This window comes from Mycobacterium sp., from assembly GCF_049683935.1.
Classification (GTDB): domain Bacteria; phylum Actinomycetota; class Actinomycetes; order Mycobacteriales; family Mycobacteriaceae; genus Mycobacterium.
In genome coordinates this window covers 1-1,540 of the sequence record NZ_JBAUJR010000250.1, presented here as the reverse complement: position 1 = coordinate 1,540, position 1,540 = coordinate 1, and the positions used below count along the sequence as shown (strand labels likewise).

Below are 1,540 nucleotides of genomic sequence, written 5' to 3'. Positions count from 1 at the left end.
GTGGTGCGCGCTGCGGACGCCAGTCGCGACCACCACGCGTGGTCGCCCCAGCCCTGGACCACCCGGTTCGGTCTGCCGGTGCCGCGCCGACCCGCTCCGCTGCACCCCAACGCGGAAGGAATGCGTGCGGTCGCCGAACTGGTCGTCGCCGCAGCCGGCCGATGATCGAATTATCCGAGCTGACAAAAAGTTACGGGTCGAACAAGGCAGTCGACGGGCTGACGTGCTCGATCGAACCGGGAATGGTGACCGGCTTCCTGGGCCCGAACGGTGCCGGCAAGACCACCACCATGCGGATGATCCTCGGCCTGGACCACCCGACCTCGGGCGCCGCGACGATCAACGGCAAGACCTACCGGCAGCTGACCGACCCGCTGCGTGAGGTGGGTGCGCTGCTCGACGCCCGGCAGGTCCACCCGAACCGGTCGATCCGCGGGCACCTGCGCTGGATCGCCGCCGCCAATCGCATCCCGGCGGGACGCGTCGACGAGGTCCTCGACATGGTGGGCCTGAGCACCGTCGCCTCGGCCCGGGCGGGCACACTGTCGCTGGGTATGAGCCAGCGACTGGGGATCGCCGCGGCGCTGATCGGAGATCCTCCGGTGCTGCTGTTCGACGAACCGGTCAACGGCCTGGACCCGGAGGGCATCCACTGGGTGCGCACGCTGATGCGGACGCTGGCAGGCGAAGGCCGCACCGTCCTGGTGTCGAGCCACCTGCTCTCGGAGATGGCGAACACCGCCGACCGACTCGTGGTCATCGGCAGGGGAAGGCTGATCGCCTCCACCACCGTCAGCGAGTTCGTCGGCCGCTCCGGCGGTGCCATCGTGCGGGTGCGCAGTCCGCAGTTGCCCGCACTGCGCGAGGTCCTCACCGCGGCCGGCCTGACGGTGGACGACGGGCCCGACGCGCTGACGGTGCGTGAGGCCACCACCGACAGCGTCGGCGAACTGGCGGCGGAGCACGGGATCGTGCTGCACGAGCTCAGCGCCGAGCAGGTCTCCCTGGAGCAGGCTTACCTGTCGTCGACCGACGACGCCACCGAGTTCCGGGGCGGACACCGATGACGGGGCCGACCACCGTGGCCGCCGTGATGAACGCCGAACGGATCAAGCTGACGACGGTGCGGTCCCCGCTGTGGTCGGCGGCGGCCGCGGCGCTGCTGAGCTTCGGCATCGCCGCACTGCAGGCCGCCACGGCATACGACTACCAATCGCTGACAGCAGCGGACGCGGCGCTCGGTGTCGCGGTGTTCGGGGTGCCGGTGCTGATGGTCGTCGCGGCGATGACGGTGACGGGGGAGTACCGCACCGGGATGATCCGCACCACGTTCATGGCCAGCCCGAACAGGACCCTGGTGCTCATCGCCAAAGCTGTTGTCGCCGCGGTGTTCTCCGGCATCACCGCAACGGTCATGGTCCTCGGATCGCTCCTTGTGGCGCGTGTCGGCCTGGACCCGGATGCCGTCGGCACCACCGCGGCGATCGCGCTTTACGCAGCGCTGGCGGCCGTGCTCGGCGTGGGCGTCGCGGCGCTGCTG

General features: G+C 70.4%; 1 protein-coding gene and 2 pseudogenes. All 3 read left to right on the top strand.

Annotated elements, in window-relative coordinates:
• Nucleotides 1-165, top strand: a pseudogene (locus WA965_RS14415) (SGNH/GDSL hydrolase family protein); the annotation flags it as partial.
• On the top strand, nt 162-1,067 hold the full coding sequence (locus WA965_RS14410) for an ATP-binding cassette domain-containing protein (RefSeq protein ID WP_526295416.1): 906 nt from the start codon (nt 162-164) through the stop codon (nt 1,065-1,067). The pseudogene WA965_RS14415 and the gene WA965_RS14410, both read left to right, overlap by 4 nt.
• Nucleotides 1,064-1,540, top strand: a pseudogene (locus tag WA965_RS14405) (ABC transporter permease); the annotation flags it as partial. The gene WA965_RS14410 and the pseudogene WA965_RS14405, both read left to right, overlap by 4 nt.

Excerpts from the sequence above, each read along its gene's own strand:
- WA965_RS14410 (WP_526295416.1), top strand. The coding sequence starts at position 162 with ATGATCGAATTATCCGAGCTGACAAAAAGTTACGGGTCGAACAAGGCA.